The organism is Gordonia sp. 852002-50395_SCH5434458 (assembly GCF_001665905.1).
Taxonomy (GTDB): Bacteria; Actinomycetota; Actinomycetes; order Mycobacteriales; family Mycobacteriaceae; genus Gordonia; species Gordonia jacobaea.
Genome location: NZ_LZTC01000091.1, coordinates 1 through 24,544 on the forward strand (window position 1 = coordinate 1; position 24,544 = coordinate 24,544).

At 67.4% G+C, this 24,544-nt stretch carries 22 protein-coding genes and 2 pseudogenes; 11 read left to right on the top strand and 13 right to left on the bottom strand.

Going from position 1 to position 24,544, the window contains the following annotated elements:
• Nucleotides 1–125: 125 nt before the first annotated feature.
• The 7 genes from A5785_RS19270 to A5785_RS19300 form a co-directional block, all read right to left on the bottom strand.
• Nucleotides 126–1,955, bottom strand: coding sequence for an acetyl/propionyl/methylcrotonyl-CoA carboxylase subunit alpha (locus A5785_RS19270; protein WP_005205819.1), 1,830 nt, complete (start codon nt 1,953–1,955; stop codon nt 126–128).
• A 261-nt stretch (nt 1,956–2,216) separates the two neighbouring features.
• A complete protein-coding gene (locus tag A5785_RS19275) occupies nt 2,217–3,707 on the bottom strand; it encodes a condensation domain-containing protein (RefSeq protein ID WP_064868445.1) in 1,491 nt (496 codons plus the stop codon).
• A complete protein-coding gene (locus A5785_RS19280; RefSeq protein ID WP_005205817.1) occupies nt 3,704–4,135 on the bottom strand; it encodes a SufE family protein in 432 nt (143 codons plus the stop codon). Before A5785_RS19280 ends, A5785_RS19275 begins: the two co-directional genes overlap by 4 nt.
• A gap of 8 nt (nt 4,136–4,143) precedes the next feature.
• Entirely contained in the window at nt 4,144–5,034 is an 891-nt protein-coding gene (locus A5785_RS19285) for a sulfurtransferase (RefSeq protein ID WP_064868488.1), read from the bottom strand.
• A 191-nt stretch (nt 5,035–5,225) separates the two neighbouring features.
• Nucleotides 5,226–5,936, bottom strand: coding sequence for a Maf family protein (locus tag A5785_RS19290; protein ID WP_005205815.1), 711 nt, complete (start codon nt 5,934–5,936; stop codon nt 5,226–5,228).
• A gap of 13 nt (nt 5,937–5,949) precedes the next feature.
• Nucleotides 5,950–6,195 (bottom strand): acyl-CoA carboxylase subunit epsilon, encoded by a 246-nt coding sequence (locus A5785_RS19295; RefSeq protein WP_005205814.1) that lies wholly within the window; start codon nt 6,193–6,195, stop codon nt 5,950–5,952.
• The gene (locus A5785_RS19300; protein ID WP_064868448.1) at nt 6,192–7,820 is read right to left on the bottom strand and encodes an acyl-CoA carboxylase subunit beta; all 1,629 of its coding nucleotides are present in this window, start codon (nt 7,818–7,820) and stop codon (nt 6,192–6,194) included. The genes A5785_RS19295 and A5785_RS19300 overlap by 4 nt, the downstream gene beginning before the upstream one ends.
• A 197-nt stretch (nt 7,821–8,017) precedes the next feature.
• On the opposite strand from A5785_RS19300, the gene A5785_RS19305 reads away from it, so the two are divergent.
• Nucleotides 8,018–8,797: a biotin--[acetyl-CoA-carboxylase] ligase gene (locus tag A5785_RS19305; protein WP_064868491.1), complete on the top strand. Its 780-nt coding sequence runs from the start codon at nt 8,018–8,020 to the stop codon at nt 8,795–8,797.
• Between the two features lie 58 nt (nt 8,798–8,855).
• Here A5785_RS19305 and A5785_RS19310 read toward each other — a convergent pair whose 3' ends face one another.
• Nucleotides 8,856–9,494, bottom strand: a complete 639-nt coding sequence (locus A5785_RS19310; protein WP_064868451.1) for a DUF6069 family protein — start codon at nt 9,492–9,494, stop codon at nt 8,856–8,858.
• 108 nt (nt 9,495–9,602) lie between these two features.
• On the opposite strand from A5785_RS19310, the gene A5785_RS19315 reads away from it, so the two are divergent.
• The 5 genes from A5785_RS19315 (at nt 9,603) to purE (ending at nt 14,370) form a co-directional block, all read left to right on the top strand.
• Nucleotides 9,603–10,202, top strand: coding sequence for a PH domain-containing protein (locus A5785_RS19315; RefSeq protein ID WP_156528156.1), 600 nt, complete (start codon nt 9,603–9,605; stop codon nt 10,200–10,202).
• Entirely contained in the window at nt 10,199–10,873 is a 675-nt protein-coding gene (locus A5785_RS19320; protein WP_005205809.1) for a response regulator transcription factor, read from the top strand. Before A5785_RS19315 ends, A5785_RS19320 begins: the two co-directional genes overlap by 4 nt.
• Nucleotides 10,874–10,887: 14 nt before the next feature.
• Nucleotides 10,888–12,243, top strand: coding sequence for a sensor histidine kinase (locus A5785_RS19325; protein ID WP_005205808.1), 1,356 nt, complete (start codon nt 10,888–10,890; stop codon nt 12,241–12,243).
• A gap of 58 nt (nt 12,244–12,301) precedes the next feature.
• A complete protein-coding gene (locus A5785_RS19330; RefSeq protein WP_005205807.1) occupies nt 12,302–13,591 on the top strand; it encodes a 5-(carboxyamino)imidazole ribonucleotide synthase in 1,290 nt (429 codons plus the stop codon).
• A 269-nt stretch (nt 13,592–13,860) separates the two neighbouring features.
• Nucleotides 13,861–14,370 (top strand): 5-(carboxyamino)imidazole ribonucleotide mutase, encoded by a 510-nt coding sequence (purE, locus tag A5785_RS19335; protein ID WP_039855548.1) that lies wholly within the window; start codon nt 13,861–13,863, stop codon nt 14,368–14,370.
• A 31-nt stretch (nt 14,371–14,401) separates the two neighbouring features.
• On the opposite strand, the pseudogene A5785_RS19340 reads toward purE, so the two are convergent.
• The 4 genes and pseudogenes from A5785_RS19340 to A5785_RS19355 form a co-directional block, all read right to left on the bottom strand.
• Nucleotides 14,402–15,255 (bottom strand): annotated as a pseudogene (locus A5785_RS19340) (dienelactone hydrolase family protein).
• Nucleotides 15,252–15,674, bottom strand: coding sequence for a nitroreductase family deazaflavin-dependent oxidoreductase (locus tag A5785_RS19345; protein ID WP_064861537.1), 423 nt, complete (start codon nt 15,672–15,674; stop codon nt 15,252–15,254). Before A5785_RS19345 ends, A5785_RS19340 begins: the two are co-directional and overlap by 4 nt.
• Before the next feature lie 74 nt (nt 15,675–15,748).
• Entirely contained in the window at nt 15,749–16,459 is a 711-nt protein-coding gene (locus tag A5785_RS19350) for a TIGR03089 family protein (protein WP_064861536.1), read from the bottom strand.
• Nucleotides 16,459–18,054, bottom strand: a complete 1,596-nt coding sequence (locus A5785_RS19355; protein WP_064868457.1) for an LCP family protein — start codon at nt 18,052–18,054, stop codon at nt 16,459–16,461. The genes A5785_RS19350 and A5785_RS19355 overlap by 1 nt, the downstream gene beginning before the upstream one ends.
• Before the next feature lie 703 nt (nt 18,055–18,757).
• Here A5785_RS19355 and rfbD point away from each other — a divergent pair.
• The 3 genes from rfbD to A5785_RS19370 all read left to right on the top strand — a co-directional run bounded on the left by rfbD (nt 18,758) and on the right by A5785_RS19370 (nt 21,875).
• On the top strand, nt 18,758–19,747 hold the full coding sequence (gene rfbD, locus A5785_RS19360) for a dTDP-4-dehydrorhamnose reductase (RefSeq protein ID WP_197500848.1): 990 nt from the start codon (nt 18,758–18,760) through the stop codon (nt 19,745–19,747).
• Nucleotides 19,748–19,842: 95 nt separating this feature from the next.
• The gene (locus tag A5785_RS19365; protein WP_005205800.1) at nt 19,843–20,745 is read left to right on the top strand and encodes a glycosyltransferase family 2 protein; all 903 of its coding nucleotides are present in this window, start codon (nt 19,843–19,845) and stop codon (nt 20,743–20,745) included.
• Between the two features lie 59 nt (nt 20,746–20,804).
• A complete protein-coding gene (locus A5785_RS19370; protein ID WP_210734924.1) occupies nt 20,805–21,875 on the top strand; it encodes a sugar phosphate nucleotidyltransferase in 1,071 nt (356 codons plus the stop codon).
• A gap of 46 nt (nt 21,876–21,921) precedes the next feature.
• On the opposite strand, the gene A5785_RS19375 is transcribed toward A5785_RS19370, so the two are convergent.
• Complete coding sequence (locus A5785_RS19375) at nt 21,922–22,578, bottom strand: O-methyltransferase (RefSeq protein WP_005205798.1); 657 nt, start codon at nt 22,576–22,578, stop codon at nt 21,922–21,924.
• A 357-nt stretch (nt 22,579–22,935) separates the two neighbouring features.
• Here A5785_RS19375 and sigE point away from each other — a divergent pair, with 357 nt between their 5' ends.
• Nucleotides 22,936–23,574: an RNA polymerase sigma factor SigE gene (gene sigE, locus A5785_RS19380; RefSeq protein WP_064868460.1), complete on the top strand. Its 639-nt coding sequence runs from the start codon at nt 22,936–22,938 to the stop codon at nt 23,572–23,574.
• Nucleotides 23,575–23,912: 338 nt separating this feature from the next.
• Nucleotides 23,913–24,248, top strand: a pseudogene (locus tag A5785_RS23835) (hypothetical protein); the annotation flags it as partial.
• Nucleotides 24,249–24,544 lie beyond the last annotated feature (296 nt).

Consider the following 24,544-nt stretch of genomic DNA (forward strand, 5'->3'; position numbering starts at 1 on the left):
CCCCCCCCCCCCCCCCCCCCCCCCCCCCCCCCCCCCCCCCCCCCCCCCCCCGCCCCCGCCCCCCCCCCCCCCCCCCCGCCCCCCCCCCCCCCCCCCCCCCCCCCGACTGGATGGATGGTGGGTGGCTACTTGATCTCGAGCAGCACGGTGCCCTGGGTGACGGCTGCGCCCGCCTCGATGGCGAGGCCGGTCACGACACCGTCCTTGTGCGCGGTCACCGGGTTCTCCATCTTCATCGCCTCAAGCACCACGACGAGGTCGCCTGCGGAGACCTCCTGGCCCTCCTCGACGGCAATCTTGACGACGGTGCCCTGCATGGGCGCGGCAACCGAGTCGCCGGACGCGGCAGCACCGGCACCCTTGCTGCGAGTGCGCGGCTTCGGCTTCTTGCGGACAACGCCATTGCTCGACGACCCTCCGCCGAGAGCGAGGTCGCCGGGCAGTGAGACCTCGACGCGGCGGCCACCGACCTCGACGACCACGTTCTGGCGCGGCGCCGAATCGTCCTCTTCGATGGCTGCGCCACCGGTGTAGGGCTCGATCGGGTTGTCCCAGTCGGTCTCGATCCACTTGGTGTAGACGTCGAACGTCTCGACGCCGTTCTCATCGGTGTGGCCGACGAACGCGGGGTTGGTGACGATGTGACGGTCGAAGGGGAGGACCGTTGCGAGTCCCTCGACCTCGAACTCGTCGAGGGCGCGGCGCGCACGCTCGAGTGCCTGCTCGCGGTTCTCGCCGGTGACGATGAGCTTGGCGAGCATCGAATCGAACTGTCCGCCGATGACGTCGCCCTGCTCGACGCCGGAGTCGACGCGCACACCGGGACCCGATGGCTCCTTGTAGACCGTGATCGGGCCGGGGGCGGGCAGGAAGTTGCGGCCGGGGTCTTCGCCGTTGATCCGGAACTCGATGGAATGTCCGCGCGGTGCGGGGTCTTCGGAGAACTCGAGCTTCTCGCCGTTGGCGATGCGGAACTGCTGGCGGACGAGGTCGATGCCCGACGTCTCCTCGGTGACCGGGTGCTCGACCTGCAGGCGGGTGTTGACCTCGAGGAACGAGACCAGGCCGTCGTTGCCGACGAGGAATTCGACGGTGCCCGCACCGTAGTAACCGGCCTCGCGGCAGATGGCCTTCGCCGACGAGTGGATGCGGTTGCGCTGTTCGTCGGTGAGGAACGGTGCGGGTGCCTCCTCGACGAGCTTCTGGAAACGACGCTGCAGCGAGCAGTCGCGGGTACCGGCGACGATCACGTTGCCGTGCTGATCGGCGATGACCTGCGCCTCGACGTGGCGCGCTTTGTCGAGGTAGCGCTCGACGAAGCATTCGCCGCGACCGAACGCGGAGATGGCCTCACGGGTGGCCGACTCGAACAGCTCGGGGATCTCCGCAATGGTGTAGGCCACCTTCATGCCGCGGCCACCGCCGCCGAACGCCGCCTTGATCGCGACCGGCACGCCGTACTCCTCGGCGAATGCGACGACCTCGTCGGCGTTCTTGACCGGGTCCTTGGTGCCCGGAGCCATCGGGGCGTCGGCCTTCAGTGCGATGTGGCGCGCGGTGACCTTGTCGCCGAGGTCGCGGATCGACTGCGGTGACGGTCCGATCCAGATGAGACCGGCGTCGAGCACTGCCTGGGCGAAATCGGCGTTCTCGGACAGGAACCCGTAGCCGGGGTGGATGGCGTTGGCGCCCGACTTCGCGGCGGCGTCGAGGATCTTGTCGAAGACCAGGTACGACTCTGCGGAGGTCTGACCGCCGAGGGCGAAGGCCTCGTCGGCGAGCTTCACGAACTTGGCGTTCGCGTCGGGTTCCGCGTAGACCGCGACACTGGGGATTCCGGCGTCGCGCGCGGCGCGGATGACGCGGACCGCGATCTCTCCTCGATTGGCGATCAGGACCTTGTTGATCGTCGAGTTGGAGCTGATCGTGGAGTTGGGCGCTTGTTCACTGGGCACTTGCTTGATCTCCTGGGCCTGGCTCTGTGCTGAGCTGTCTTCACGGGGTGCTGCCGCCGGTGTGCGACGTCCCCCTCGTCTCACCACTCGTTGTTGATCGTGCGGCTTCGTCGTACCGGTGTCACGCCTGGGCGGTGTTGTCACGTTGACTGTGCTCTCACCTGGCGGGTGTCACCTGGGCGACGTCAACCACTCGAGTCTATCGGGTGGGTTCCGCGGTTCACCCTAGCCCACCGAGCAATCGTTCGGTTGCGGTCGGGGTCACACCGTGGAACCGAATGTGCTTGCGTCACCGACGGACCGGACGAACTCGGCGAAATTATGCAGGTAGGCGTGCACCGGACCCTCCTCGCGCGCGATCACACCCGGCGCAGTACGTGCTTCGGGGTCGGCGATCAGCGTGGGGCCGACGACCTCGCCGACATGGCTTTCTCGGGGGAATCGTGCCGAGAAGCGCATACCTGACGGTGTGCGGTTGATCCAGATGAAGACTTCGTTGCGCGCGTAACTGTGGCTTCTGATCACCGTGGCGCGGCCGCTGTCGGCCTCGGCGGCGCCGGGAGCGTAGCGCGTGTCGATGAACGAGATGACGAACTGCGGTTCACCCCGATAGCCGATGAGATCCGCAACACGCAGGAAGGGCAGCGATGCGCCCTGACGTGCGCGTTTGAGCTCTTCGGTCGCGCGGGACACCGCTTGGTCGAAGGTGGGCGAATCCGACATGTCGAGGCAGAAGGGGGCGACGGCGACGAACCACCCCAGCGCGGTGAGCCATCGCTGCTCGTTTCGTGTGTGCCGCGGCAGGACGCAGCGGAACTCTCGATCACCGGTGCGACGGTGATGGACGATCGCGAACGCGGCGAGTATCCCGGCGGTGAGCGTGCCGCCGGCCTCCGAGCACACCGCCGTGAAGCGGTTCGCCGAGTCGTCGTCGACGATCACACCCGACAGCGACTCCTGCGGGACGTCGACAGCGGGATCGGGCGGCTCGTCGACGGCGGTGTTCGCCGCTGGTGTCTGGAACGCAGGCATGTCGCCTGCGCCTGTCTTCAGAAACGACGTCCAGGTGGACACGCTGGGATGGTCGGCTCCCGTCTGGTCGGCGAGTCGACGCTCCTGGGCGCTGAAGTCGACATAACTACCGACCTCGGGCAGTGCGGGGTCGGTGCGGTCGCGTGCGGCTCGATAGAGCGTGATCAGCTCGTGCTGGGCCATGATCAACGAGTAGCCGTCGACCAACGAGTGGTCGGCGGCGAACAGCAGCGTGAACGACGATTCGCGGCCGACGGTGGCGAACATGTAGGCGGGCCATTGCATCGGCGCGGTCGCGCGGTCGAAGGCGCCCGCGATCTGTTCGAGGAGCGGACCGGACTCGGAATACCACCCGATTCGGCCCATCTTCAGTCGGACGGTGCCCGGCGGCGTGCTCAACCTGTGCAGACCGTCGGCCTTGATGATGACGTGGCTGCGCAGTACCTCGTGGCGATCGATCCACTGCGACAGCGCGGCGCGGATAGCGGGAATCGAGAGCGGTTCGTCGAAGTGGATCGACAGTCCGAGCCACGACTCGCGACCGCCCTCCTTGCGGGTGCGCACGCGGTAGTCGAACGCGTCACGCAGATGTTGCTCGTGGTTGTGTGAGGTCAGCCGCGTGTCGTCGAGCCAGCCTCCGAGTCCGCCGGGAACAGAAGGAACCCACTTGACGAGACCGCCCGGTTCGATCGGCTCCTCGAGGATCTGGATGAACTTCACTGATGGCCGGTCTGACTGCGTACCTGGCTCTTCACCCGGCCGAGCATCCCGGCCATACCGCGAAGACGCAGTGGACTGACCGCGGCGTCGAGTCCGAGGTCGTGGTAGAAGTCGCCGGGCACAGCGAGGATTGCGTCGGCGGATTCGCCGTCGAGCCCCTGGGCGAGGATGGACGCGAAACCGCGGGTCGTCGGGGCCTCCGGCGGGGCGCTGAAATAGAGCCTCACGGCGTCGGCGTCGGCGGCGTCGACCGATAAGAACACCGGAGATTGGCACTCCGGTACCGGTTCCATCGCCTCGGTCGCGAGGTCGTCGGGGAGTGCGGGGAGTTCGCCCGCGAACTCGAGCAGGAGTGTCACCTTGTCCGAATCGCCAAGTGCGGCAAAGTCGTCGACGATCTCGGCGAGGGATGCGGGGAGTGTGCCCATCGGGACTCCTATGCGGGTGCGTCGCCGGGTTCTTCGCCGACCGCGATGGGGACGCGCACGGCGTTACCCCACTCGGTCCACGACCCGTCGTAATTGCGCACGTGTGTGAATCCGAGGAGATGGGTCAGCACGAACCAGGTGTGGCTCGACCGCTCGCCGATGCGGCAGTACGCGATGGTCGGGGTTACGGGGTCGAGGTCGCCGTAGATCTCGTCGAGTTCGGCACGTGAGCGGAATCGGCTGTCGGCGCGTGCGGCCTTGGCCCACGGGATAGAGATCGCCGTCGGGATGTGGCCACCGCGCAGCGCACCCTCTTCGGGGTAGTCGGGCATGTGGGTGCGTTCGCCGGTGTACTCCTGTGGCGAGCGCACGTCGACCAGCGGCTCGGTGCCGAGGGAGTCGCGTACATCGGCCTCGAAGGCGCGGATCAGCGAGTCGTCGCGCTCGACGACGGGGTAGTCCGACCGCGGGTACTCGGGGACGTCGAAGGAGGTGTCGCGATCCTCCGACATCCATGCGTCGCGACCGCCGTCGAGTAGGCGAACGTCCTCGTGACCGAACAACGTGAAGACCCACAGTGCGTACGCGGCCCACCAGTTGCTCTTGTCGCCGTAGATGACGATGGTGTCGTCGCGTTCGATTCCCTTGCTGCGCATCAACTCTGCGAACTGCTCGCCGTCGATGTAGTCGCGCACCACCTGATCGTTGAGGTGAAGGTGCCAGTCGACCTTCTGTGCGGTCGGGATGTGACCGATGTCGTAGAGCAGGACGTCTTCGTCGGACTCGATGATCTTGAGACCCTTGGCCCCCAGATGCGCGGACAGCCACTGCGTGGTGACCAGACGCTCAGGGTGCGCGTAACCGGCGAAGGCCGGGTTCGGATCGGTTTCCACAGTCACGGTGAGATTCTCCAGCTCGGATCGGGCCACGGCGCGGGCGGCGCAGGACGGCGAAATTCAGCCTAGTCGACAACACTCCGTCCGCACGGTTGGGCGGGCGCGGTTCACCAGTCGTTTTGTGACGACCTAGACACGTTTGGGGCACTCGTGTCGGGGACGACTCGTGCCCGGATATCAGTCCGGCGCGGGTGCTAGGAAGACGCGTTGGGAGACCACAGGGCCGCGACCGGGATGTCCAGTCGGCGCAGAAGGTGACGGACGGTGGGCAGTCCTATGCCGATCACCGACGACGGGTCGCCCTCGATACCCGCGATGAACCACCCGCCACGGCCGTCGAGCGTGAACGCGCCCGCGACCTCGAGCGGTTCGCCCGTCGACACATACGCCTCGATCTCGTCGTCGTCGACGTCGGCGAACCGGACCACCGTCGACGCGGACTCCGCCGAACGTCCGACCACATCGAGTCCGCTGATGTGCGCCACGCAGTGGCCCGTCACGAGCTGGGCCTCGTCGCCGCGCACTCGCTTCCACTGCTCGATCGCCACCTGCGCAGAGTGTGGTTTACCCGTCAGCGTGCCTCGATACAGGAGCATCGAGTCGCACGTGAGCACCACGAGGTCGGGGAGGGTCTGCGCGTCGTCGGTGGCGGCGTGGTCGATGCGTTCGGCCAACAGGGTCGCGATCACCGAGTCGGCCTTCGCTTCGGCCAGTCGCGTCACGGCGTCGCCCGGATTCTCGGCAGCCATGGTTTCGAGGAGGTGGTCCTCGTCGACGTCGGCTACGACGACTCTCGGGTCGAGACCCGCATGACGCAGCACCGTCAGGCGCGCGGGCGACGCCGAGCCGAGGATCACCTCGTAGCGTCGACCGGCTCGGGTCGCGTCGGACTCCTCGCTGGACACGTCGGCGTTCCCGTCAGAAGCGCAGGAACGACGACGCCGAACCACACACAGGACGGAGGCGGTCGATCGGACGGCCCCAGTCGTTGCGCGGCTCCGCGCTGTGCGGTTCCGGAGCGCCACCGCCACCGGTGGCGAGCAGTGCCACCAGAACTGCGACGTCCTCGTCGGTCGGATTGCCCTTCACGACACGCAACACGGAGCGGGCCGATTGCTGCCCGGCTTCGGCGTCGGCAGGCGTGTTGTCGTCAGGTGAGCTCACAGCGGAATGTTCCCATGCTTCTTGGGTGGTACGTTGACGACCTTGCGCTCGAGGAGCTTGAGTGCGGTCGCGATCTGGCCGCGTGTGTGGCTCGGCGGGATGACCGCATCGACGTAGCCACGCTCGGCGGCGACGTAGGGGTTGACCAGCGTGTCCTCGTACTCCTCCTGCAGTTGGAGGCGCAGCGCGTCGACGTCCTCGCCGTTGGCCGCGGCCTCCTTGAGGCGCGCACGATAAACGAATCCGACGGCTCCCGATGCGCCCATCACGGCGATCTGAGCGGTCGGCCACGCAAGGTTGACGTCGGCACCCATGTGCTTGGAACCCATGACGTCATACGCACCGCCGTACGCCTTGCGGGTGATGACGGTGATCTTGCCGACGGTCGCCTCGCCGTAGGCGTAGAGCAGCTTGGCCCCACGACGGATGATGCCGTTGTATTCCTGGTCGGTGCCGGGGAGGAAGCCGGGAACGTCGACGAGGGTCACGATCGGGACGTTGAACGCGTCGCAGGTGCGCACGAAACGCGCGGCTTTCTCCGATGCGTTGATGTCGAGGCAGCCCGCGAACTGGGTCGGCTGGTTGGCGACGATGCCGACGCTGCGTCCGTCGACCCGGCCGAAGCCGACGAGGATGTTGGTCGCGTACTCGGCCTGCACCTCGAGGAACTCGTCGTCGTCGAGGATGCGCCGGATGACCTCGTGCATGTCGTACGGCTGGTTGGGTGAGTCGGGGATGAGCGTGTCGAGTTCGAGATCCTCGTCGGTGAGGGTGTCCTCGATCGAACCGGCGGCGGGTTCGTCGACGGGCAGCCGTGGCGGATCTGCGCGGTTATTGCTCGGCAGGTAGGCGAGCAGGTCGCGGACGTACTCGAGTGCGTCTTCCTCGTCAGACGCCACGTAGTGGGCCACACCCGACTTGGTCATGTGGGTGTTGGCGCCGCCGAGCGCCTCCATCGTCACGTCCTCACCGGTGACCGTCTTGATGACGTCGGGACCGGTGATGAACATCTGGCTCTGCTGGTCGACCATCACGACGAAGTCGGTCAGCGCGGGCGAGTAGACGTGGCCGCCGGCAGCAGGTCCCATGATCAGCGAGATCTGGGGGATCACGCCGGATGCGCGCACATTGCGATAGAAGATGTCGGCATAGAGACCGAGGGAGACCACGCCCTCCTGGATGCGGGCGCCCGCACCCTCGTTGATGCCGATCAGTGGGCGGCCGGTCTTGATCGCGAGGTCCATGACCTTGACGATCTTCTCGCCGTAGACCTCGCCGAGGCTGCCGCCGAAGACGGTGACATCCTGGCTGAAGACACAGACCTCGCGGCCGTCGACGGTGCCGTACCCGGTCACGACACCGTCGCCGACGGGGCGGCGTTCTGCGAGACCGAAGTTGGTGCTGCGATGACGGGCGAGCGCGTCGAGTTCGACGAACGACCCCTCGTCGAGAAGATGGGTGATGCGCTCGCGGGCGGTGAGTCTGCCCTTGTCGTGGATCTTCTCGATGGCGGCCTCACCGACCGGATGCAACGTCTCGTCGAGACGCTCGCGCAGGTCGGCGAGTTTGCCTGCGGTGGTGTGAATGTCTGGAGCAGCGTCGGGCTGCTGCGGCGCAGAGGTCATAACAGCCGATGCTATCGAGCGCTCGGTAGCCCGCGTCAACCACCCCAATATGAGACCGCCCTCATCTTTCTCGTGATCGGTGCCACGTCGAGGTGTCGAAGTGTGCCATGACGACACTGCTCGGGTGACTAATCTCGATACCTGTGAGCGACGAGCAGACACCACAGGATTCCCGACCATCTGACGACGCCGACGCGTTGCGCGCTGCCATCGTGGAACGCTACGGCTCGCCCGCAAACGGTGTGGGGTCGACGATCGAGGTCGTCGAGTCGACGGGGTCGACCAACGCCGACCTCGCAGCGCGTGCGGGGGAGCCGGGGATCGTCGGAACGGTGCGCATCACCACCGACCAGACGTCGGGGCGCGGCAGGCACGCGCGGGTGTGGTCGGCTCCCGCGGGAGGACAGGTGGCCATCTCGGTGGCGCTCGACGCGGGCGATCAGACCGAGCAGCTGGGCTGGTTGTCGCTGGCGACAGGGGTGGCCGCGGCGTCGGCCATCGAGTCGGCAACGGGTGTACGCCCCACACTCAAGTGGCCCAACGACGTGCTCGTCGACGGGAAAAAGGTGGCGGGCATCCTCGCCGAGTACATCCCGGCGTCGACGGGCGGGGTGGTGGTGGTCGGGATCGGAATCAACACCGGCATGACCGCCGACGAGCTTCCGGTGCCGACGGCCACGAGCCTGCGGGTGGAAAGCGGCCGCCCGGTCGACGTTGCCGCACTGGTGGCGGAGTACCTGCGGGCGCTGGCCGACGCGCCGTGGCCCGACGACATCGCCGAGGTCGCGCGACGTTATCGAGATCGCTGCGACACGCTCGGGCGTCGTGTTCGGCTCTCGCTGCCGGGGGACCGTGACGTCGAGGGCGTCGCCGACGACATCGATGAGCAGGGGCGGATCACAGTGCGCACCGATGATGGCCAGAAATTCACGGCCGCCGCGGGCGACGTGCTGCACCTGCGTCCCGCGCAGGACTGAGCACAATTCCGACAGTGCCTGCGGGGTTCAGCGCACACGGGGTTCAGCGCTCACGGGTTCAGCGCTGGATGCTCTTCTCGCCCATGGCGGGAATAAGCGACAGTACAGGGAGTCCGATGACGAGATGGACGACGGCCGTACCGATCCCGGTGGATATCTGCGCCGACAGCACAAGCGGGATGATCACCGCTGCGGCGATCAGTAGCCCGACGATCCAGCGGTAGAACTGGTTGGGCGACGGGGTCGTCAGGTAGAGGACGTACCAGAGGGCGCCGCCCGCGAGTGCGCACAGGAATCCGGTGATCGCGAACCAATACTCGTCCTGCGCGAGTGGATTCCAGACGCCGAGATTGCCCGCCTCGTTGACGCGCTGGGCGATGGCCCGGATGATCCACGCCACCAGCCAGGCGGCCAGGCCGGTCACGACGCCCGTCATCACGACGCCGCCCGCGTAGAGACCCGCGTTGATGTTCGGTCGTTGACGCTGCTTGGGCTGATTCCCGTACGAGCCCGCGGCGGCGTATCTCGGGTCGTACTGGCCGGTGTCATAGCGAGGGTCGGCGGGCTGCTGATTGCCGTACTGCTGGTACCGATCGGTCGGCTGGCTGTATGCACGCGACTGCGGCGAGTAGCCGGTCTCGTAGCGCGCCGTTCCCTGATCCCTGGGATCCTGATCGCGGGGGTCGCGGTAGCTCATGGTTCTCCTGACCTGTTGCGCGTCGTGTGCACGCAGTCTACCGAGCGGGCGCCAGGAGCCGGGCCGGGTTGACCGACCGCCCGTTCATCTGCGGATATGCTGAGATTCATGTCGTTTCCCAGGGACAACCTCGCGAGTGGTGAGCGCGTCGTCGTGCATCACCACCCGCACTGGAAGTGTCTGATCGGCCCGTTCTCGATCTTCGTCGTGTGCACAGGACTCGCAGGACTCGCGGCGGGGGCGATCGGGGCGTCGACGATGAACACGACGCTCGCGCTGATTCTCAACATCGTTGTCGCGGCGTGCTGGGTCGCTGCCGCGGTCTGGTTCTTCGTCCGTCCGCTCATCGCATGGAAATCGACTCACTTCGTACTCACCGACCGTCGCGTGATCTTCCGCAGGGGAGTGCTCACCCGCTCGGGTATCGACATTCCCATCCGACGGATCAACACCGTCGAATTTCGACACGGACTCCTCGACCGCATGCTGCGCACCGGCACCCTGGTCATCGAGTCGGCGTCCGATGAACCGCTCCTGTTCGACGACGTGCCGCAGGTCGAACGGGTGCATTCGCTGCTGTATCACGAGGTGCTCGACGAACACGAGGATGACTTCGGCGACCGCTTTGACCTGGCCGACAGACACGAGGGTCGCCGACACGACGGCGACTCCGCGTACTCTCGCCGCGTGGAGGTCGACAGGCGATGACGGACGTATTGCTGGCAGAAGACGACGCGGCGATCGCCGAACCGCTGGCGCGTGCGCTCGCCCGCGAGGGCTACGGATGCGACGTCGTCGGGACGGGATCGGCTGCGCTCGAGCAGGCCCGCGATCAACGCTATGAGTTGCTCATCCTCGACCTCGGGCTTCCGGAGATCGACGGACTCGAGGTGTGTCGGCGCGTGCGCGTCGAACGTCCCGAGCTCGCGGTGTTGATGCTGACCGCGCGCACCGACGAGGTCGATTTCGTCGTCGGACTCGACGCGGGCGCCGACGACTACGTGGGCAAGCCCTTCCGGTTGGCCGAACTGCTCGCGCGGGTGCGCGCGCTGCTGCGGCGACGGCAGACCGTCGACGTCGTGCTCACCGGCGGCGACGTCCAACTCGACGCGCGCGGGCGGCGGGTGCTCGTCAACGGAGAAGACCTGGTGCTCGCGAACCGCGAGTTCGATCTGCTGCGCTTCCTCATGGAGCGTGCCGGTGAGGTGGTGTCGCGCGACGAGATCCTGACCGAGGTGTGGGGTTCTGCGGACCTGCGTTCGTCGAAGACCCTCGACATGCACATCTCCTGGTTGCGTCGCAAGATCGGCGACGACCGTCACGACCGACCGCGCCACATCGTGACGGTGCGCGGCGTCGGCTTTCGGTTCGACGCCTAGGGAGAGACCTTCCAGTGCGCCGTCGAATCCTCTACACGATGATCGCCATGCTCATGGCGGTCGGCGCGCTGCTGGGAATCCCGCTCAGCGTCATCGCATGGTGGTGGGTGGCCGACAGCGCGCACCAGTTGATGGATTCGCGTCTGAAGACGATCTCCGATCAGATCATCCGCCAGGCGGAGATGGGCGAACACCTCAACAACGCGGCCATCGACTCGGAGTCGATTCGGCTCATGCTTCCCGAGGACGGCAGGCTCACCCTGCGCTATCAGGACGCCAACGGTAGGCGGGCCATCACGTCGATCGGCGCCGACATCACCGGCGCGACGATGTCGGATTCGATCGGCCTCGGCGCTGCGGGCACGTTGATTCTCGAGATCCCGATGGACAGCGTCCGCAGCGACCAACTCGCCGCTGTCGGCATCGTCTGCCTCGTGGTCGCGGGATCGATGGCCGCCGGCACCGTCGCGGCTGCGGTGACGGCCGGGCGCATCGCCGACCCTCTCATCGACCTCGCCGACCGTTCGGAGGCCATGGCTCGCGGCGACTTCCGGTCGCGGTGGAAGACCTACGGTATCGACGAGCTCGACCGCGTCTCGCGCGCGCTGGGCGACGCGAACGCCGAGATCGCACTGCGGCTCGAACGCGAGGGCGAGATCGTCGGCGATGTCTCGCATCAGATTCGATCGCGCCTCACCGCGATCCAACTGCGACTCGACGAACTCTCGCTGCACGACGATCCGGCCGTCGTGAGCGAGGCCGAAGCCGCGCTCGGGCAGGTTGAGCGTCTCGCCGCGGAACTCGACGAACTCGTTGCGGCCTCACGCGACGAACCGGTACAACCCCACAGCATCGACGTGTCGTCGCTGATCATGACCCTTGTCGGTGACTTCGATCAGGCCTTCACCGCCGAGGGCCGCACGTTGGCCGCATCATTCTCCGGCGACGCGATTGCGCGCAGCGCCGGTCCCGGTCGGCTGCGGGAAGCGGTCAGCGTGCTCGTCGACAACGCGCTACAGCACGGCAGCGGGGAGTGTCGAATCTCCGTCAGCGACCTCAAAGGCGACATGTTGCGCATCACCGTGTCCGACGAGGGCCCCGGCGTCGCCGACGACGTGGCGACCGACATCTTCCGCCGAGGGTTCTCCGGCGGCGCGGGCAACGGTGTCGGACTCTCACTCGCCCGAGCACTCGTCGAGGCCGACGGCGGACGACTCGAACTCACGTCGCGACGGCCGCCGGTGTTCGCGATCGTGGTGCCCGCGGCCGACCACGAGAACGCCCGACCCCAGGGCGCCGGTGCATCGTCGACGTCGCGCGATGTCGGCGCACGGGTGGGGCTGCGGCGCGACCGGGTACCTCATCGGTGACGTGGGTGGATGCCCATTGCATGGTCGGTGAAGCGGCAGTCACGCCGGCCATGCCACGATGTATCGCGTGACTGCCCGAGATCCAGATACCGGCGCAAACGCCGCGGCACCGCCCGATGCGGCCGCCCGAGCGATTCCCGAACGCGACATCTTGCCGACCGTGACGATGATCGGTGGTGGTCAGCTCGCCCGGATGACTCACCAGGCCTCGATCGCGCTCGGCGAGTGTCTGCGCGTGCTCGCCGCGAGTGCGACAGATCCCGCCGCCCAGGTCAGTGCGGACGTCGTGCTCGGCTCGCACGACGATCTCGACGATCTCCGACGCGCCGCCACTGGTGCGGTGGCGCTGACCTTCGACCACGAGGGGGTGCCCCTCGAGCATCTTCGGGTGCTGGAGTCCGAGGGCGTCGCGGTGCGGCCACCGTCGGCCGCGCTGGTGTTCGCGCAGGACAAGCGGGCGATGCGGGTGAAGCTGAGCGAATTGGGGCTACCTGTACCCGATTTCGCCGACCTCGCAGGTGACCTCGGACTGGCTCGCGGCCGACTCGTCGAATTCGGTGAACGGCACGGCTGGAACATCGTGTTGAAGGCCGTACGCGGCGGATACGACGGACGTGGCGTGTGGATCGTCGACAACGGGCCGGACGCGCTCGCGGTGTTCGACGAGCAGTTCGCTGCCGGCGTCGACCTGATCGCCGAGGAAAAGGTGCAGATGCGCCGCGAACTGTCGGCGATGATCGCGCGCTCGCCGTTCGGGCAGGGTGGCGCATGGCCTGTGGTCGAGACCGTGCAGCGTCGGGGACAGTGCGCGGTGGTCATCGCTCCCGCACCGGATCTGAGTGCCGAGACCGCCGAACGTGCACAGGAGATGTCGCTGCGGCTGGCATCGGAACTCGGCGTCGTCGGTGTGATGGCGATGGAACTCTTCGAGACCACCGACGGCGAGCTGCTGGTCAACGAGCTCGCGATGCGTCCACACAACAGTGGCCACTGGACGATGGACGGGGCTGTGACGTCGCAGTTCGAACAGCACCTCCGGGCCGTTCTCGACTACCCGCTCGGCGACACCTCGCCGCGCGCCGAGGTGACCGTGATGGCCAACATCCTCGGCGCACCACAGGCGCCGGAGATGTCGATGGATGAGCGCACCCACCATCTGATGGCACGCATGCCCGACGCGCGAATTCACCTGTACGGAAAGGGAGAACGCGCCGATCGGAAGATCGGCCATGTCAACATCGTGGGGAAGCCGGGCGAGGATGGCGCTGCGGTTCGCGAGCGTGCCGAGCGCGCGGCGCACTGGATGTCACACGCCGAGTGGACGGACGGTTGGGACCCGCATTCATGAACGACGAATCCGTGAACGACGAGACCGTGAACGACGAAACGACAGGCGACCTGGTGGACCACGAGACAGACACGACCGAGGCTGGGGCAACGGAGACCGCGGCAGCGGAGGCTGGGACAACGGAGACTGGGACGACCCAGGCAGGCGCTACATCTGCGCCGGACGTGGCCGGCGAGTCCGGCGCCGCTCCCGAGTCCGACACCGCCACGGAGGCGGGCGCCGCTTTTGAAACCGGCACCGCTTTTGAAGCCGAGCCGGCGTCGCCGCCGATCCGCAGCCGGGCCCGCGTCGGACTGATCATGGGCAGCGACTCGGACTGGCCGACGATGGAGGCCGCGGCCGAAGCGCTCGCGGAGTTCGACGTCCCGTTCGAGGTCGGTGTCGTGTCGGCGCATCGCACCCCGCAGCGCATGCTCGACTACGCGAAGTCGGCTGCGGGCGAGGGCATCGAGGTCATCATTGCGGGCGCGGGAGGCGCGGCACATCTCCCGGGAATGGTCGCCGCTGCCACCCCGCTGCCCGTCATCGGTGTGCCGGTACCGCTGCGCTACCTCGACGGCATGGACTCGCTGCTGTCCATCGTGCAGATGCCCGCTGGCGTCCCGGTGGCGACCGTGTCGGTGGGCGGCGCGCGCAACGCGGGGCTGCTCGCGGTACGCATCCTCGGTTCATCCGACCCCGTGCTGCGGGCACGCATGGAGGCCTTCCAGCGTGGACTCGAACAACTTGTGCTCGACAAGGACGCCGCCCTGCGTCAGCGGCTGCTCGGCGGCGACTGAGAAGCTGGGCTGACCAGCTACTGATCAGCGGCTACTGATCGTCCGCGACCGGCTTGGTGATCCCGAGCCGCTCGGCGAAGAAGTCGAGTACCGCGACCAGGGCGTCGTGCGTCGGTTCGCCCGGAACGTCGACGAGGTCGTTGGTGAGCGCGGAATGCGGTGTCGGCAACGGTGATTCCGGATTGGCCGCCGAATCGGGCAGTTCGATCGCGAGGAATGCGTCGCCGAGGACTTCGCGTAGGAACCGAAAGCGCGACGGTGGCGACATCCGATCGCCCTCGAATCGCACGCCCATGACGTCGAGTCCGCGTGCGCACCGTCCGACGACCGTTGCGAGGTCGTCGTCGGAGATGTCGAGTGATCGTGCACGACGGGGGCTGATCGCGAACGGCAGCGACGGTTGAGCCAGGACGGGCGCAAGGATGCGTTCGTCGGTGGCCATCGCGAGGGCGAACCCGCCGGTGAAGCACATGCCGATCGCGCCGACACCTGGCCCGCCGCAGCGCTGGTGTTCCTCGGCGGCCAATGCCCGCATCCACTCGACGGCAGGTGAGGTCCTGCCCGTCGCCAGGATCGTGAAATCCCTGCTGATGCAGGCGCGTCCCATCGTGCCGAGCATGTTCGACGCGCCCCGATGACCCCGAGATTCGACGGTGACGGGTCCTGACCGTCGACACCGTAGATCGACGGCATGACCGCGGTTGCTCCGATACCCGCGACCCGTCTGGCGCAGTCGGCGACGGCGGGACTGATACCGGGCATCTCGGTGATGATGATCACGGCGGGTCCCTCGCCGATGCTGTGGACGCGGCGAGGGGTGCCGTGGTGGGTTGCGATCCGTACGTCGAAGTCGGAGAGCGGGTCGTCGGCGGTGTGTCGGGTCACCGCGACGTGCCTGTCGACCACGCCTCGCGTCCGTCAGGGGCGACGAGGGTGCCCTGGAGTGCCCACTCGAACGCGCGGCCTGCGAGACCGGCTGCGAGCGGAAGGTCGGGTGAGTCGGCGGGAATGATGGTGGGCCGGACCAGTGTGTACTGCTTGCCTTTTCGAGTGATCCCGGCCGAGCCCGCGGCGAGCGTGTTACGTACCCAGTCGGTGTCGCGCCCGTAGGTCAGGATGATGTAGATCTTCTTTTCGTCGCCCGTCTCACTGACCCACGCGAGCACCGGGTTCGAGTAGATTCGCCCACTCTTGCGTCCGACGTGATGGATCATTGCCCACGGCGCCAGATAGGGCGCCCAGCGTCGTTGCAGGGGATTGGTGATCTTCTTGTTGGCGCGGGCCAACCAGTCGGGTAGCTGCATGTGGCCCACTCTGCCGCATGAGGCGCCCGCCGTGAACCACTCCGGAACAAGTGTTCACCTCGAGGGCGTCGTGGTCAGTCGAGAACGACGTCTGCGCGCTCGGAGGCCGCACGCGCCGCAAGGTCGGTGTCGGGGGTCGGGGAGACCCACACGAGACTGGCGCCGACGCTCAGCGGCGCGATGAGATTACTCAGAATGCCTGCACCCGTGCGCCATTCACGTGTCGAGAGCACCCGGCTGTGTGCGGAGACCCCGTCGGCGGATGCTGTGGCCGATGCGGTGGCGAGGATGTCGGCCGCAGGGGCGCCGTCGAGCGCAGGCCCCGAATATCGAGGCGGCGAGTATTGATCGCCGTGCACGCGGACCGCCGACGCATAGTCGGTGACCCCCGGTGGAAGGTCGCCGACGCCGAGCGCGAACGGATCGAGCGAGGCGACGACGAGTTCGTCGGCGTCGGGGTGCTCGTCGATTCCCGCGGCGCTGGTGAACGCGACCCGCGGGACGTCGACCTCGGTGGTGACATGCACATGCGCGCCTGCCCACCACGCGCCCAACAGGATTGCGGCGCTCTGCCAGTGTTCGGGCAGATCGACGACGACGTCGTCGCCGGGTGCGAGACCGAGTTCGACGACGAGATAGTTGGCGGTCTTCGCCGCCCAGTTGCCCAGCGTCGCACCCGACAACTCGGTGCGTTCGCCGGTGTGGTCGTCGTAGTAGGTGAGCAGTGGGCGGGCCCAGTCGTCGATACGCCCGAGCAGGGAGGTGGTCAGCGTGTCGTCGGCCATCAGTTCACACACACCGGTCCGTCGGTACCCGCCGTGATCGGTGGGGCGTTGTTGCCCACGCGCTCGCTGGCGGGTGTGTTGTTGGTCTGTGGTCCGGTGTCGTTGATCGATCCCGGACCGGCAAAGGTGTTGGTGAGCACCAACTTCAGGTGATGCTCGTCGAGGTCTGGTTGCGCCTCGACGCGCACCGCACGCAGATCCTTCGCGAGCAACTGTGCGCCGGGGTTGTCGGCGCTGTGTGCGTAGATCACCGAGTCCTTGATGTCGGCGGGCGTGCTGCTGGTCTTGCCCGCCTGGAATCCCTTGTTGGTCAAGATGTTCGAGACGTTGCTCGCCAGTCCGTCGATGGTGCCCGCGTTGTCGACGTCGACGGTGTAGTCGCCGCGTCGTGATTGTGACTTGGACGCACCGTCGTTGAGCAGATTGCTGGTGAAGGTGTGCACGGCATTGGGGTCGACCGTCACGACGCTCTGCTGTCCGTCTTCGCTCCAGCCCTGTTCGTCGAGCACGGGAATGGTCGCGAACTTGACGCGCCCGCCGCTGAGATCCTTGAGCTGCTCGGCGAATTGCACGACGTTCCAGTCGTCGTCGATCACCACGGAGCGCGACACGGCGTTCTCGAGGTCGTCCAACTTCGACGGATCGGTGAGGGTGTGCGCCGAGAGGATCTTCTGCGTCAGCGACGCCATGTAGACCTGCTGGCGGGTGATGCGGTCGAGATCACCGCGGGGGAGCTCGTGGCGTTGGCGGACGAAGCTCAATGCCTGTGGGCCATTGAGGGTTTGGCGTCCGGCCTTGAAACGCGCACCCGAAAGCGGTTCGTTCACAGCATCTTTGAGGCATACCTCGACACCACCGACCGCCTTGGTCAGCAACGCGAAGCCGAGCAATCCGACCTCGGCGTAGTGGTCGACCTTGACGCCGGTGAGGTCGGCAACCGTGTCGATGAGCGCCTTGCGGCCCGCGAGGGTGCCCTCGCGCTCGGCGTCCTCTTCCGGCTTGCCCGCTTCGACCGCTCGTTGGCGCGCACCCTCACGGGTGGTGCCGTACGCGGCGTTGATCTTCGACATCCCGATGCCGGGGACCGACACGTACGAGTCGCGTGGGATCGAGATGGCCGTGGCCGACGATCCGTCGTTGGGGATGCGAATGAGCAGGATGGTGTCGGTGTTGGTGGAGATGTCGTCGCCTGCCCGCAGCCACTTGAGTTCCTCGGACGACAGCGGGTTTCCCTTGGCGTCCGTGCGGGAATCGGTGCCGACGAGCAGGATGTCGGTTGCGCCGTCGTCGCCTCCGCCGAGACCGAGGCCCCCGAGCTGGGTGATCTTCGACGTCAGTCCGTTGACGCTGCTCCACGCGTACCCGGTGCAGACCAGCACGGCGACCGAGACCAGCGCGATCAGTCCGCGCCCCCAGGCTTTGCGTCCGAATCCGCCGACGGCCGCGAGGGTTCCGCGGGCGGGCGTAGGTGGATCCTGGTTCGGGGTCTTCTTGTCGGGAGTCTTCTGGTCCGGTGTGGTGGGGCTCGAGTTGGGAATGGCCGAGCTCTTGGTGTGAATCTCTCCGGAGCGACGCTGCCGAGGCCGTCGCTTCACGCCTGGCTCCGCGGGTGCGCCGACCTTGTCAGCGGCCGCGGCGGACCGGCGTGAGGTCGGTGCTTGCCGAGGCGGTTGCGGCGTACGCGGGCGCTGTCCGTCGGGACCTTGTCGACGAGACGCCTCGGGATTGCCCCGACGCTCGCCGGTCCGCTGACGCTCGGAAGTTCGCTGGCCCGTGCTCCGCTGGCCCGTGCTCCGCTGGCCGGTACTCCGTCGGCGCGGATCTCCCGTGCCTTCGCGCCGCGGCGCGTCTGATGGCGCGCCGTCGGGGCGGGGTCGTTTCGGGCGGGTCGCGCGTTGCTCGTCGTGCGCGTCCTGGGCTGGGCGTCGGGGATGGGCCGCCCGGGACTCGTCGTGCGCGTCCGAGGTTGGGCGTCGAGGGCCGCTGGGCCGCCGACGCGCGCCTTCGGGTCGTGACTCCACGAGTGGTCAGGTCCTTTGCGATCGTCGAATCCGGCGTTCGGCTCCCGGCTCAGGGGATCGCGTCCCGTTCCCCGCGGGACGCATGTGAATGCCGTTATTCAAGAGGTTGACGTTACTGAAGTTGTTGTACTGACGTCAGGCTACTGAAGTGGCGCCCAATATCGCGGTTGCAACGCCGACGCGATCTCGTCGTCGGAGGTCCGCGTGACGTGACGATCGACACCCCGTGTGTCAGGTCACGTGCGCGAGGCTGGGATCAGTGCGGCACGATGAGGCCATGCACAGTGGTGACGACGTCGGTACGAAACCATCGGACAGCGGCAGCGCACCGAAAGCGCGCACGGTGTGGATCGTCGGAGCGGGCGGTCAGCTCGGCGCGGCGCTGCTCGATTCCGCGCACCGACCGCCGCACGTGCGGGCGCTGACGTCGCGCGACATCGACATCTCCGATGCCGCGTCCGTCGGGCGGGCACTCGCCGACCTCGACGTCGGGGACGTCGTGGTCAACTGCGCGGCCTACACCAACGTCGACGCCGCGGAGTCCGATCGCGAACGTGCCGCCGCGGTCAACGCCGGCGGCCCGGCAAATCTGGCGACGCAGACCGCGGGAGCCGGCGCGTGGCTGATCCACATCTCCACCGACTACGTCTTCGGTGGGGTTGCCGCCGGCAGCCCACGCGAGGGCGAGACGCGGCCCGCGCCGCGGACCACGCCATACGAAGCGATCATGATCGACGACGGTCCCGCTCCCGAAACCGTGTACGGCGCAACCAAACTCGAGGGCGAGCGTGCTGCGCGAGCCGCCGATCCGACCGCCACGATCGTCCGCACCGCCTGGGTGTACACAGGAGGCCGCGACAGCCCCGACTTCGTCGGCACGATGCGGCGTCTCGAGGCGACTCGCGATGCGATCACCGTCGTCGACGACCAGACGGGCTCACCGACCTACGCGCGTGACCTCGCCGACGGCCTGTGGGAATTGGCGGCACGCGTCGGCGACGACGCCGTGACCGGGGCAGTGCTGCACGCCACCAACACGGGTGCCGCCACGTGGTTCGACGTCGCGCAGGCCGTCTTCGCGGAAGTGGGCGCCGATCCGGCGCGGGTATCGCCCGTGACCACAGACGAGTTCCCGCGGCCCGCACCGCGGCCGGCCTATTCGGTCCTCGACGCGTCGTCCTGGGCAGGCGCGGGGCTGACTCCGCTGCGGGGATGGCGGGATGCGCTGGCCGCGGCGATCTCGGAACCCGGCGTCGGCGACGAGTGAGGTTCCGCTGATCGGCAGACCACTGTGACGAACGCGGGAGGACGCACCCGGGAGGGACGTCGGGGATCCTGCCTGCCGTTCGTTACCCTGACCGGGTGACTTCTGCCCTCGGTGTCGTGACGGTGACCTACTGGTCCGGCGGCCACGTGGAGACCTTCTTGAAGAGTCTCGACCACGCGACCTCCGCTGTACCCCGCGTCATCATCGCCGACAACGGCTCCGGCGACGGCGCGCCCGAGGCCGCCGCCCGCGACCACGACAACGTGACGTTGGTGCACACCGGCGGCAATATCGGCTACGGCGGAGGCATCAACAGGGCGGTTGCCGAACTCGGCGCCGACGTCGACTTCATCGTGATCGCAAACCCCGACGTCGAGTGGTCGCCGGGTGCGATCGACGAATTGGTCGCAGCCGCCGCACGGTGGCCGCGGGCCGGCGCGCTGGGACCCCTGATCTACGAACCGGACGGTTCGGTGTACCCGTCGGCACGCAGTGTCCCGAGCCTGGTCTCGGGAACGGGTCATGCGCTGCTCGGGACCGTGTGGAAGTCGAATCCGTGGACGGCGGCCTACCGCGCCGACGACGTCGCGCCGAGCGAACGGCCCGTCGGGTGGCTGTCGGGATCGTGCCTGCTGGTGCGCCGCGAGGCGTTCGAGGCGATCGGTGGCTTCGACGAGCGGTACTTCATGTACATGGAAGACGTCGACCTCGGTGATCGGCTCGGCAAAGCCGGATGGCTCAACCTGTACGTGCCGGGCGCCGAGGTCACTCACACCAAGGGCCACAGCGCAGGTCGCGACCCCGGCGCGATGCTGCCCGCACACCATCGCAGCGCTTACATGTTCCAGGCTGATCGCAACCAGGGACTGCTGCGCGCACCGCTGCGCCTCGCCCTGCGGCTCGGACTCGCTGTTCGCTCTCGCCTCGCAGTCCGCGCTGCGGGGCGCGCCCTGATCGATGATGATGATTCGACCCACCCGAGAGGACACGACCAGTGACCGGATTCACCGTGCCGAGCACGGCCACGTCGACTTCCGCGCCCAGTGCCGACGTCGACATGTCGAAGACCCAGGCGGTGATCCTCGTCGGCGGTAAGGGCACACGGCTGCGCCCGCTGACGCTGTCGGCGCCCAAACCGATGCTGCCCGTCGCAGGCCTGCCCTTCCTCACCCATATGTTGTCGCGAATCCGCGCTGCAGGGATCACCGACGTCGTACTCAGCACCTCTTTCAAGGCGAGTGTGTTCTCGGAGTACTACGGCGATGGCTCGAAGCTCGATCTGAGCCTTCGCTACGTGACCGAGGACGAGCCGCTCGGCACCGGCGGTGGCATCCGCAATGTGCTCGATCTGCTCACCGCCCAGGACATCGTGGTGTTCAACGGCGACGTGCTCAGCGGAACCGACATCAGCCAGGTGGTCGCGACACACCAGAGCACCGAGGCCGATGTCACGCTGCATCTTGTGCGCGTCGGTGATCCGCGTGCCTACGGCTCCGTGCCCACCGACGAGAACGGGAGGGTCACGGCGTTCCTGGAGAAGACCCAGGACCCGCCCACCGATCAGATCAACGCGGGCACCTATGTGTTCCGCCGCGAGGTCATCGAGCAGATCCCCGCGGGCCGCGAGGTGTCTGTGGAGCGCGAGGTGTTCCCGCGCCTACTGGCCGAAGGCAAGCGCGTCCAGGCCTACGTCGACAACACCTACTGGCGTGACATGGGTACGCCGGAAGACTTCGTGCGGGGCTCGGCCGACCTCGTGCGCGGAATCGCGCCCTCGCCTGCTCTGGGTGACCGTCACGGTGAGTCGTTGGTCCACGAGGGCGCGGGCGTTGCGCCCGGTGCCGTCCTCGTCGGCGGAACCGTCGTGGGTCGCGGCTGCGAGGTCGGCCCACGTGCCCGACTCGACGGCGCGGTGCTGTTCGACGGCTCGGTCGTCGAAGCGGGTGCGGTCGTCGAGCGCAGCATCGTCGGCAAGGGTGCGCGTATCGGCCCGCGTGCGCTCATCCGCGACACCGTCATCGGCGACGGCGCAGAGGTCGGCGCGCGGTGTGAACTACTGCGCGGCGCGCGCGTGTGGCCGGGAGTGCAACTGCCCGACGGCGGCGTCCGCTTCTCCACCGACGTCTGAGAGTCCGTCGAGTTCGTCAGCGGGCTTTCGCCGCTGCGAGTACCTGTCAGCGGGCTTTCGCCGCTGCGAGTACACCGCCTCCGAGGGGAACGACGACGGGCAGCAACTGATCGTCGTCGGCGATGCGCAACGCGGCGGCTCGTGCTGCGCTCGTCACCGGGTCGGTGCGCGTCGGGTCGCCGACCGCTCCCGACGCCGTGGCGTTGTGTACGACGACCACACCGCCCGGCCGCAACATCCGGACGGCCTCGTCGACGAAGGTCGGGAGGTCGATCAGCGGACCGTCGATGAAGACGAGGTCGTAGGAACCGTCGGACAGCCGCGGCAACACCTCACGCGGAGTGCCGTTGATCAGCCGGGTCCTGCCGGGCGGAATGTCGGCGCCTGCGAAAGACGCGCGCGCAGCTCGGTGGTGTTCGGGTTCAGGGTCGATGGTGGTGAGGACCCCGTCGCCCGACATCCCGTTGAGGAGCCAGAGGCCACTGACCCCCGTACCGGTCCCGATCTCGGCGACGGCGTGTGCGTCGCACGAGCGAGCCAGCAACGCCAGCAGTGCACCCACCGCCGGGCTGACGGGATCGGTCCCCAGTTCCTCTGCGCGTGCCCGCGCGGCGGCCAGCGCGTCGTCTTCGACGATCGCCGATTCGGCGTAGTCGATCAGGGCCGCGGCAGCGGCGTCGGTACCGGTGGGTGCATCGGTCATTCCATGAGATTAGGCCGCGCACCGCCCTCGATGTCAGTGGCACGCCCGATTCCGGTGTTCACGGAGGTCGACGCGCCGCAAACTCGACCCATCCGAATCGTCGCGGGCTCCGACCTACTTCTGTGACGACGTGCTCGGCAGTGAAGACCTATTCGGCCAGCACGTCTCAGCGAAGACTTACTCAGTGAAACCTCAGCCGCCTCACACTGCGACCACACCGCGATGGGAGAAGGTGAGACAACAGCACGGGCGCGGTGGTCGGAATAGCCGGCGATGCGCAGGTGTTCAAGATAGCGAATTCGTGTCGAATCGGACTTGCGCCGCTCGACAGTCAAAGAAGGGAACCGGCCACACGCGATGACTGATCCCCAGGCGTCCACCACCGCAGAACTGAATACGGGAGTCGAGGCGATCGACGTCATCCCCTCGGGGACCGCAGGCTTCGACGCGACCGGCGACGAGTTCTTGATGCCGACGTGGGATGAGTTGGTCCGTGAGCACGCTGACCGCGTGTACCGGCTGGCCTACCGTCTGTCGGGCAATCAGCACGACGCCGAGGATCTGACGCAGGAAACCTTCATCAGGGTGTTCCGGTCGCTGTCGAATTACCGGCCGGGCACGTTCGAGGGCTGGCTGCACCGCATCACCACCAACCTCTTCCTCGACATGGTTCGTCGTCGCAACAAGATCCGTATGGAGGCGCTGCCCGAGGAGTACGACCGTGTCCCCGGCGACACCCCCGATCCTCAGCAGATCTACGCCGACGCCAATCTCGACCCGGACCTCCAGGCGGCACTCGACTCGTTGACCCCCGATTTTCGCGCCGCGGTCGTCCTCTGCGATATCGAGGGACTGTCCTATGAGGAGATTGCCGCGACGCTCGGCGTCAAGCTCGGTACCGTGCGCAGTCGTATCCACCGGGGAAGGCAGACGATCCGTGATCACCTCGCGGCTCGTGGCCACGACAATCGACGCTCGGTAGCCGTCGGAAGCTGACGTTTTCACCCGTTTCGGGAACCCCGGGCACCGTCGTGCCGTTTGGGATTCGGATAGGCTGTGGTGCCGGCACGGGCACGCAGCGCCCTCCGTCTCGCGGACCCGACCGGTTCGCCCACGGAGACCGACCTGTGAAGAGGGGTGAATCACACATGATGGACGGCCGACGGGATCGACGAGATTCCGCAGCGGACGCCGACAAACGAGCGCACGTCGACAACAGCCCGCCTGCCACCGGCGCGCCTGCGGACGATGGGTTTGCTGATGGGGCGTTTGCTGATGGGGCACCTCATGTCGACACCGCGGGGCACGCCGACGGTGTGGTTGCATCGCCGGGCATGCGGGGCCGGAGACGTTCTCCGTGGAACCCCGCCACGTGGTCGCCGGCGACCTCGTCCTTCGCGCCCAACCCCGCTTTCCGACGCCCCCGCCCACGTCGATTCGCATCAACCGAGCATCTCGCACCCGAGGCAGTCGCGGCATTTGTCGACGGCGAGCTGGGCATGACCGCGCATGTGCGGGCGACCCATCACCTCGCGCTGTGCCGTGAATGCATGGATGCCGTCGACGCACAGCTCGATGCCCGTACCCGGCTGCGTGATTCCGGCACCGTGGCCATGCCCGCGGATCTGCTCGGCCAGCTGAGCCAGATCCCCACGCGTGAGATCGACATGACAGGTGTGCGTGACCGCCGTGAACATGGCCGCAGGGAGCAGAGCCATCGCGAGCAGAGTTATCGCGAACAGGGCCCCCGAGAACAGGGTCGTCGCGAACAGAACCGCCGCGAACAGGGTCGCAGTGCCGGCACGCTCGGTCCCAACAACTTTCATGCGAGCCCGTTTCCGGATGGACGTTTCCGCGGGCCGTGTGCCACCCCGGGACCACTCGCAGCATCGGGCCTGCCACCGGTGAATGCACAGGCCGACTTCGGGCACGAGTCATCGCGCCCCGCCACTGCGCCGATCGACGC

What these genes read in the sequence shown, in the direction of transcription:
- sigE (WP_064868460.1), top strand. Translation starts at nt 22,936, where the DNA reads ATGACTGATCCCCAGGCGTCCACCACCGCAGAACTGAATACGGGAGTC.
- A5785_RS19280 (WP_005205817.1), bottom strand. Translation starts at nt 4,135, where the DNA reads ATGGGCACACTCCCCGCATCCCTCGCCGAGATCGTCGACGACTTTGCC.
- A5785_RS19370 (WP_210734924.1), top strand. Translation starts at nt 20,805, where the DNA reads ATGTCGAAGACCCAGGCGGTGATCCTCGTCGGCGGTAAGGGCACACGG.
- A5785_RS19375 (WP_005205798.1), bottom strand. Translation starts at nt 22,578, where the DNA reads ATGACCGATGCACCCACCGGTACCGACGCCGCTGCCGCGGCCCTGATC.
- A5785_RS19310 (WP_064868451.1), bottom strand. Translation starts at nt 9,494, where the DNA reads ATGAGCTACCGCGACCCCCGCGATCAGGATCCCAGGGATCAGGGAACG.
- rfbD (WP_197500848.1), top strand. Translation starts at nt 18,758, where the DNA reads ATGCACAGTGGTGACGACGTCGGTACGAAACCATCGGACAGCGGCAGC.
- A5785_RS19315 (WP_156528156.1), top strand. Translation starts at nt 9,603, where the DNA reads ATGTCGTTTCCCAGGGACAACCTCGCGAGTGGTGAGCGCGTCGTCGTG.
- A5785_RS19320 (WP_005205809.1), top strand. Translation starts at nt 10,199, where the DNA reads ATGACGGACGTATTGCTGGCAGAAGACGACGCGGCGATCGCCGAACCG.
- A5785_RS19345 (WP_064861537.1), bottom strand. Translation starts at nt 15,674, where the DNA reads ATGCAGCTACCCGACTGGTTGGCCCGCGCCAACAAGAAGATCACCAAT.
- A5785_RS19330 (WP_005205807.1), top strand. Translation starts at nt 12,302, where the DNA reads ATGTATCGCGTGACTGCCCGAGATCCAGATACCGGCGCAAACGCCGCG.
- A5785_RS19300 (WP_064868448.1), bottom strand. Translation starts at nt 7,820, where the DNA reads ATGACCTCTGCGCCGCAGCAGCCCGACGCTGCTCCAGACATTCACACC.
- A5785_RS19350 (WP_064861536.1), bottom strand. Translation starts at nt 16,459, where the DNA reads ATGGCCGACGACACGCTGACCACCTCCCTGCTCGGGCGTATCGACGAC.